Origin of the sequence: Bradyrhizobium nitroreducens, from assembly GCF_002776695.1 — a bacterium.
GTDB classification, from domain to species: Bacteria; Pseudomonadota; Alphaproteobacteria; order Rhizobiales; family Xanthobacteraceae; genus Bradyrhizobium; species Bradyrhizobium nitroreducens.
On the sequence record NZ_LFJC01000003.1, the window covers coordinates 1826621 to 1834285 of the forward strand.

11 protein-coding genes are annotated in these 7665 nt (G+C 62.6%); 1 reads left to right on the forward strand and 10 read right to left on the reverse strand.

Annotation, left to right across the window (positions count from 1 at the left end; all coding sequences use genetic code 11):
- Positions 1–2: 2 nt before the first annotated feature.
- The 9 genes from TSA1_RS09085 to TSA1_RS40615 all read right to left on the reverse strand — a co-directional run bounded on the left by TSA1_RS09085 (position 3) and on the right by TSA1_RS40615 (position 6762).
- On the reverse strand, positions 3–1766 hold the full coding sequence (locus TSA1_RS09085) for a relaxase/mobilization nuclease domain-containing protein (protein ID WP_100176058.1): 1764 nt from the start codon (positions 1764–1766) through the stop codon (positions 3–5).
- Positions 1767–2139: 373 nt separating this feature from the next.
- The gene (locus TSA1_RS09090) at positions 2140–3030 is read right to left on the reverse strand and encodes a lytic transglycosylase domain-containing protein (protein WP_245448172.1); all 891 of its coding nucleotides are present in this window, start codon (positions 3028–3030) and stop codon (positions 2140–2142) included.
- Positions 2970–3482, reverse strand: a complete 513-nt coding sequence (locus TSA1_RS09095; RefSeq protein ID WP_100176059.1) for a S26 family signal peptidase — start codon at positions 3480–3482, stop codon at positions 2970–2972. The genes TSA1_RS09090 and TSA1_RS09095 overlap by 61 nt, the downstream gene beginning before the upstream one ends.
- Positions 3479–3943, reverse strand: a complete 465-nt coding sequence (locus TSA1_RS09100) for a DUF2840 domain-containing protein (RefSeq protein ID WP_100176060.1) — start codon at positions 3941–3943, stop codon at positions 3479–3481. The genes TSA1_RS09095 and TSA1_RS09100 overlap by 4 nt, the downstream gene beginning before the upstream one ends.
- 289 nt (positions 3944–4232) lie before the next feature.
- Complete coding sequence (locus TSA1_RS09105) at positions 4233–5114, reverse strand: replication initiator protein A (RefSeq protein ID WP_100176061.1); 882 nt, start codon at positions 5112–5114, stop codon at positions 4233–4235.
- A gap of 22 nt (positions 5115–5136) precedes the next feature.
- Positions 5137–5418 carry a helix-turn-helix transcriptional regulator gene (locus TSA1_RS09110; RefSeq protein ID WP_100176062.1) on the reverse strand — a complete coding sequence of 94 codons (282 nt, stop codon included), beginning with the start codon at positions 5416–5418 and terminating at the stop codon, positions 5137–5139.
- 132 nt (positions 5419–5550) lie between these two features.
- Positions 5551–6015, reverse strand: a complete 465-nt coding sequence (locus TSA1_RS09115) for a DUF2285 domain-containing protein (protein WP_347338521.1) — start codon at positions 6013–6015, stop codon at positions 5551–5553.
- A 115-nt stretch (positions 6016–6130) separates the two neighbouring features.
- Positions 6131–6325 carry a transcriptional regulator domain-containing protein gene (locus tag TSA1_RS09120; RefSeq protein WP_100176064.1) on the reverse strand — a complete coding sequence of 65 codons (195 nt, stop codon included), beginning with the start codon at positions 6323–6325 and terminating at the stop codon, positions 6131–6133.
- A gap of 164 nt (positions 6326–6489) precedes the next feature.
- On the reverse strand, positions 6490–6762 hold the full coding sequence (locus TSA1_RS40615; RefSeq protein WP_100181045.1) for a DUF2285 domain-containing protein: 273 nt from the start codon (positions 6760–6762) through the stop codon (positions 6490–6492).
- 101 nt (positions 6763–6863) lie between these two features.
- Between TSA1_RS40615 and TSA1_RS09130 the strand changes: the two genes are divergently transcribed.
- Positions 6864–7094, forward strand: a complete 231-nt coding sequence (locus TSA1_RS09130; RefSeq protein ID WP_100176065.1) for a helix-turn-helix domain-containing protein — start codon at positions 6864–6866, stop codon at positions 7092–7094.
- A 185-nt stretch (positions 7095–7279) separates the two neighbouring features.
- Here TSA1_RS09130 and TSA1_RS09135 read toward each other — a convergent pair whose 3' ends face one another.
- Complete coding sequence (locus tag TSA1_RS09135; RefSeq protein ID WP_027562526.1) at positions 7280–7600, reverse strand: DUF736 domain-containing protein; 321 nt, start codon at positions 7598–7600, stop codon at positions 7280–7282.
- Positions 7601–7665: the final 65 nt, after the last annotated feature.

The window sequence follows — 7665 nt, forward strand, 5'->3', positions numbered from 1 at the left end:
ACCTACAGGCCGAGGTCGCGCTTCCGACCAAAACCCCATTCGATGCCACCGCCGTCCTTCACGACACCGGTGACGTGTTGGCCGAGCCTCTTCTCGAGTTCGCGCGACCAGGGCACGAGTTGGAAGCCGAGCCCATTTTCGATCATGGCGAAGCGTCCCGAGGCGAGCGTCAGACGCTGGCGATAGGTGCCCGCCACATGCTCCCCGGAGTCAGGCTTCACATGAGGCAAGCCGGTGTCGGCCGAGACCTTTGCGGCCACCTCGTCCAGTTCACGTCGGCGCAACGTGTTCAGGAGGTCGCGCTGCAAAATGATGCGTTGGCCCTGCCGCCGCGCCAAGCCTTCCTGGATCAGATGCTCGGTACGGGCTTCCATGGCGTCGCGGGTCTCGCGGCCGAATCCCCCCATGGCGAGCGGCATGGGGTCGCGTTCAACCAGCCTGTGGTCTAGCCAGGTCGCTCCTTTAGCCGTGACCTGCCCACCCAGATCGAGATCGGAACGGGTTGTGAGCACCACGGTCGGTCGCGGATCGCCGCCCGAACCGAAGCGTCGAACCTCGACGATGCCGCCGACCGGCGGTGCATGTTCGAAAGCCTCGAGCCCTCGAAAGCGCACATGGTGCGCCCGTCCGTCTGTTCCGTCGATCAAAGCGTAGGCCTCGCCGGTCAGTTCGTCATGCAATCCGCGGTCGACCAGCCGTCCGATAATCTGAGCCGTCGGCTGCCCTCCCTCGATGATGAAATCGGCAACGCCGCGCTCATCTCCACGCTCGATGAAGGCGCGGTGCATGGTCTTGATGATGTCGCCGCGCATACCGAGGTCACGCAAGCTGCGCTCGGCCTCGAGCCCGACCATCCATTCCCCTGGCGCGGCGGGTGCGGCAAGGCCCATCTTCTCCAAGTGCTGAAGGCGGCCGACCATCAGGCGCCTGATCTCCGGATCGGACTTGCCGGGATTCTCCGGGCGAAGATCGATGTAGCCGGTCTCATCAGCCGCCAGTCGGATTTCCCTGTCGAGCCGCGTCCATCGTTCCGCGGTGACCTCCCTCTCCAGCGAATTGCGGATCTCGTGCTCCGGCTTTGGACCGAGTTCAATGCCGACCAGTTCCTCGGCGCGCGAGCGCAGGCCCCGGCTGATATAGTCGCGGGAGATCACGAGGTCCGCCCCGTCCTCATCTACGCCCCGAACGAGAAGGTGGACGTGAGGATTGTCGGTATTCCAATGATCGACAGCCACCCAGTCGAGCCGCGTGCCGAGATCGGTCTCCATCTGCCTGGCGAGATCGCGGGTGAAGGCTTTCAGATCGGTCATCTCGCCGGCATCCTCCGGCGAGACGATGAACCTGAAATGATGCCGGTCGTCCTTGCACCGTTCGGCGAAAGCCGCGCTATCGGCGCGGTCGCGGTCCTCACCGAACATCTCGGCCCGCTCACCACTCCGCGTCACGCCGTCGCGCTTAAGATATGAGATGTGGGCCGTGAGTGGCGCTGAACGGAAGGCTCGCCCCTTATGACGAACCAACCGCGCCTTCACCACGACGCGCCGCGTCGGGCTGAACAATCTGGCGCGGCTAAAGGCGAGGCGCCCGCGGCCGAACGTCGAACGTCCATAAGCAGTCGAACGTCTGCCCGACCCTGTCTGACCCGACGTGTGTCCGGCTTTCTTCGCCGCCCGCAGCACCTGGTTGATGAAGCTCTTCGGCTTAGGCGCGCGTGTGCTGCGGATGCGGCCCGGCCGAATACGCAGGTCGCTGTCGCCCACGCTCACGGCAGGGCCTCCCAACGATCGAAAACGCACACAGTGCCGAAAACGCCTTTGATTGCATTCATCAAAATGCAGGGCGCGGCACGCGCCCCGACCGACCGGCACGCCAGAACCCAAGCCATGCCAATGGCTTGCGGTTCGACAGGCGAGCCCCTTTTATCTCGCCGTCCTGCCGTCGTCCTCCCCCGGCCGCCCCCGACTGCTTCCGAGCACTTGCGATAGCGATCGTTACCCGAAGGGCCGAGACACCCGCAGGGTGGCTCGGTGAGGAGCGAAGCGACGAGTAGAGCGCGGGCCGAAGGCATCGCCCATACGCCATCAGCACGTGTTACTTGCTTGATCGAGCACGCCAAGATCTGCAAACCCCTACACCAGGTCATTGCGATCCCCCCGAATCCGATCGAGGGACGAACACGCCAACAGGCCGGGGAACCATGGGGGAAGCACCGGGCGCCGAGATTGCGGTCGTCACACCGCCCGGCGGCATGAGAGCAAGCGATCGATCGCGCGTTTTCATGAGATCGGATCGCGTGACGAATAGCGCCGCGGCTGCTGATGATCGCCCGCTGGACGTCCACCTCGACGGCAATTCGATGGCAAGAAGATCTGCAAGCCTTGCGACGTATGCGCGCGTCTCGTCCGGCAGAGAACCACCGGCGAGATACTCTTCGTAGCGAGTTGGTCCCGCGTTGTACGCTGCAAACACGCCAGGCGAGCCGTACCGATCGAGCAGTTCGCGCAAGTACGCCGTGCCAGCCAGAATGTTGTCGTGGGGGTCGTAGGGATCGTTCCCGAGATTGTAGCGCTCGCGCAGTTCCGCCCAGGTCGCCGGCATGATTTGCATTAGGCCCATTGCGCCTTTTCGCGATCTGGCGTGCACGTCACCGGCACTCTCGATGCCTTGGACTGATCGGATCCAGTTCGGCGCAATCGCAAAGCGTTGAGAGGCTTCATTGATGAAGCCGGCAAGTGAGTGAGCGGTCTGACTGATCGTCGGCTGAGCGGCTGAACCGCTCTGGGCCCAAGCACCACCGCCAAACGCGGTTAGAAGAAGCACCAGGGGCACGACAGCACAAACGCGCGTGCCCAACCGACCCAAGCACGCGGTCGGGCCCGGGCCAGCCTTGACATCGATCGAGACGGAGGAATGATCCCGCAATCGATCGAACAAGGGAACGGCGAGGAGAACAGGTCGAACACGCACGATCACTCCTCCCACGTCCACACCGGCATAGCGCGGCCGATGACGCTGGATGCCGGAAGACATCCAAAATACCGGCCATCAAGAGAGTCGTCCGACTGCCAGTTCATCAGAAACAGTTCGCCATCGCCGACGACGCGGCAGCCCTGCCATTTCGGCAGCGGCTTGCCGCGTCCGTCGTAATCCCTCGCCTCGCCCACCGCGACGTCGTCGACCGAAATCGTGGGGCCGGTTCTGCAAACACTCTGCCCGGGAAGGGCAAGTACACGCTTCAGCATGGGGACGCCGCCGGGCAAATAGCCGTTAAGGGCGAGGAAGGTCGCGAGCGGCTCCGGCGGCTGCACGGCGACCAATTCAGTGACTTCGAATTGGTCCGCCGGTCGCAGGCGATAGAGACCGATCGGCACGCTCGCCGATGCGTTCCAGATGTAGAGCGGAAGCGGCTCCAGGACGATCGTCGCGACGAGCGCAGCAGCAACCCCAATCGTCACGCTCAGCGTCTTCATGCGGCCCGTCATCGCATCACCTTCTGGCGATGGAGCCAGGCCTGATGCCGTGCTTTCGTGTAGGGACGCGGGTTTTCGTTGACGGACAGGCGGTTATGAACGTGATGCCAATGATCAGGCGCGACATCAGCCGGATCGATGCCGAGGGCCTCAACGGCATCGATCATCTGCAGCACGCGCTCGACCTTCGGCCAGCCGGACAGACGCAGCAGGATTTCGCCACCCGGCGTCACATAAGGAACGGTCGAGCAGCGATGACCCGATGCAACCGCGCGCAGGATGTCGATGCGCGAAATGACGGTCCCAAAATCATTGGACGTCCAGCGAACGAACCCAAAGATGCTGCCGGGCGCAAATGACAGGACACGCCGGTGGCGATCAAGGTTCCGTTCCCCGGCAATCCGACCGAACCGAATCCGATTTTCAATCCGCTTGTCGAGCCACAGCACTTCCACTTCGGTGGGATCGCTCATGCTGCCGCTCCCCTATGTTCGAACCGGGAGCCGAGCGCTTGAGCGGCGGGGACGTGCCGGTACGACTTGCGAATGCCCGCGGGACGGCCGGACCGGCTTTGCCGGCCACTTCGCACGCGCTTTGCGGCCTGGTCCGTTAGAAGAAATCCGAAGGATTTCTGGTTAGTAGAGTTAGAGCGGCTGGAAAGCGCGGAGAAACAAGCTCTTAAGCTCGATTCCGGTCCCCGATGGCACGAGGATCGCGTCCCCGATGGCACGAGGGTTGCGGTCCCCGATAGCACGAGCGGATTCACAGGCTGTCCTCCGAACTTGGAACGAGACCGCGCCGGCGCAAGCGGGCCGTTAAGGGATCAACAGCTAAGGGCGCGAAATTCAGTCGCTCGGCACCGTTCGGGTCGCGCGTGAGCACGAGCTCGTAGCCGGGCAATGTCTGTCGGCCGACAATCTGGCGCACGTCATAGGCAAAATGCTTGAGCGGCGAGAGGCTGCCGGACTTGGCATGGAGATGCACGAGATCAAAGCTCCAGCCGCCCTCCTGCCGGCCGCCATGCTTGCGCACGAGGCGGTAAAGCCAGCGCTCGAGGCCGCCCGTCAGATCGAAATAGGAGCGGTCGATCGTCAGCACGAGCGCGTCATCGATGACGCCCGCATAGAACCAATCCGGCAGGATCAGCTCGAGGCCGAACGGACGTCCGTTCGCGTCGGCCGTTTCCTTCCATTCATTGATCCAGGAGAAACGATGCCGCCGCCGCTCTGCAGGTTGACGGATCGAGGTCAGCACCGTGGTTGACTGCAACCTGTCGAGGCCGGCCTTCAGCCGATCATAGTCCCGTACGCTTGTTCCGCGTCCGACAAACGTCAGAATCTCGTATGGCGTTGCAGCCATCAGGCGCGACGTCTTCAAGCCGGCGTCACGGGCCTCGACAATCTGGGAGGCAGCCCAGATCAGGACATCTGCATCCCAGATGGTGGCCATGCCATGCTCTGGCACGGCCTCGACGCGAATTGCGATCGCACCCGCCCGGAAATCGATGGGCACGGTCCGCTTGGTCTTTGCCAGCGAAAAGAACGGATAAGTCATAAGATCCTGCGCGTCGCGCGGCGCGAGGTCGCCTGGCAGCGCCCGAAAGAGCTCAAGCTGTTCGCGCTCGGAATGGTGCTTGCGCCGCATGGTCAATACTCTCACGCAGCAATCAGCGACGTTCCTGGCCCGCATAGGGGCGCAGCGCGGGGTGCTTCTTGGCCGGCAGCACAGTCCCCTTGCCGGGGTCAGACGTCGACGTTTTGGCGCCAAGATCGGCCCAGGCTTTCAGATCGTCCAGCGCATAGACGACGCGGCCGCCGATCTTCCGATATGTCGGTCCCGTGCCGTAAGTCCGGTGCTTCTCGAGCGTCCGACCGGAGAGGCCGAGGTAACGCGCAGCCTCCGGGGTGCGCAGGAATCGCGGTGGCAGACCGGCCGTCGGATCGGGCATTTGAAAGCTCCAGGATGACAGCGCACCACGAATGGCGGCGCCGGCGGGTATGCGGTCATCATGGAGAAGCGCGGTGTCGGAGGGGGATGCCGAAGATCCAGGGGGTGATTTTCGACACCCCGGGCCGAAGCGCTATTCGTCCCTGCGCCCGGATCGCAGAAGCCGGCGATAGCCACCGCGCACCAATGCGAGACCGCTCTGCACGAGACGGATGGTCCTGTTGCGCAGATCGTGCGTCTTCCATGCACGCTCGGGGATGCGCGTTCTGCCGAACAAAGCCTCGGCTATGATGCGGTAGGATCCGCCAGCACTGTGCGCATCGAGAGCACGAAGAGCCTTGCTCAGGCGCTCGCGCCTCTGCCCGGACAGTTCACGAAATGCAGGCCCCGCCCTGCGCCCGTTCATCGCGCGCGACAGCCGTCGCGCAGCATAGGCGCGCTCCTCGAAATCACCGTCAAACGGCAGCTCGGCAACATAGCAAGCGCCGACAGCCGGAGGATCTCTCGACCACACCCGATGCTCCACCGCGCCGATCCGCAGCACCGCATGCCAGCCGTCAGCTGCCCGGCGCACTTGGCCAACCTCGAGATCGAGCAACGGCCCAACCACTGCGTCAATGCCGACAGGGGTCGCGGTCACGGCGACGGGCACGACAGCCGGCAGAACCTCGGGCGCCCAGAAGATCGTCTGTTTTTGGAAAGACCTCAGCGAATCATGGGCGAAAGCAGATGCCCCATTTCCTCCTGAACTCGGCGGTCACATCGCCATCCGGACTACGAGAGATCATCGCTTCGTATTCGCGTCGATAGTCTGCGTTGCGACGAAGACATTCCCAGGCGATGTCGGTGATCTCAGCGTCTTGAAGGCTCCTGTAGGATTCCGGCGATCGCCAGTCGAACTCAGGCATTGCTTCCGCCCCATTGCACGCAGCTAACCAAGATTGCGGCGCAATAATTATGATCGAAGCGGTTGTGGGAAGACCCTAATTTGGCACCACGTGGTGCTCTAGAGTGTCCACCTATCGCCCGGAGAACATTCTTTCCCTGATAGTTGTCCCTGGACGGCGATCTACTAAGCCGACCCTGCGCCGCGGAGAAGACGGCCCTGTTCGGTCATCCACTTGGCGCGCAAGAGATGACTCTGGTGTGCATTGCGCGCACGGTCCGGCTCGCGATCCGGATCGATATGCAGGACTATTCGTGCGACTTCCCGCCAGTCGGCTCCCTCGTTATCAGCCTGCAAGAGCCGCAAGTACGTCACAACGTGCTGCTCATCATAAGGTGTCAGCGCTGGCTCTGCAGGAGCCAAGTCAGCCAAAGGAGGATCGAGCTGCGGGGTTTGCATGATCGTACAGTCGCGGAATCTCTCGTCTAACGGTTCATAGAAGCGCACTTTGTTAAGTATATCGAGGTGCAATATACTGAACAAGCGGCATCTTTGCCCGCATGGATTTGCGGGAGACATTCGCCACCAATTTGCGTCGTCTACGCAATGCGAGGGGATTGTCTCAGGACGAACTTGCTCTAGAAGCTGAGATAAGCAGAAGCTATCTGAGCCAGCTAGAAAAGGGCGTATATTACGTAAGCATAAAGGTCATTGGCCGCCTTGCCGACAAGCTAGATGTCGAGCCTGATGAATTCCTAAAGCGGATGCCTAAGAGAGTTCGCGCCAAATAGGCGCAGCCAACCGGCGAGCGCCAGACACAGCCGCCACCAAAAAGTAGGCCACAAGCGGGTCCAAGTGTCCACGCGCCGGCCCGAGACGCCGCACGAGCATCATGGGTGACTCCGGGGCGGCCAGGGATTTGATTGGGTTTAGATGTGCCCCGCCCGAGCGGATCGGACGGGGCCTTTGTAAGGAGTCACTCGCCGCTCTTGCGGGGCCGCGACCAGAGCAGGGTGTAGCCCTCGCCGCCTTCGTCGTCGAACAGGTTCGCGTAGATCGGTGCGTTGAACGAGGGATCGTCGAGCTTGAGCGAGAGGTAATCACGGCCCTCCTCCGAGCGCTTCGACCAGGCGGCCCCGATCTCGGCTCGACCCACGTAGATGCGGTGACTGGGGGCGTTGTCGTTGGAGCGGTTGGTCTCGGCGACGATGCGGACGCCCTTGGCTTGCAGGCTCAGGGTGACGATCTCGCCCTGGAAATCATTGCCGACCTTCTTGAAGGAACCGATGTTAGCCATGTCACTTCTCCTGTTGTGTTTCGAGCCCGCGACCACCGCGGCCTCGATGGCGATCTAGGGCCGAG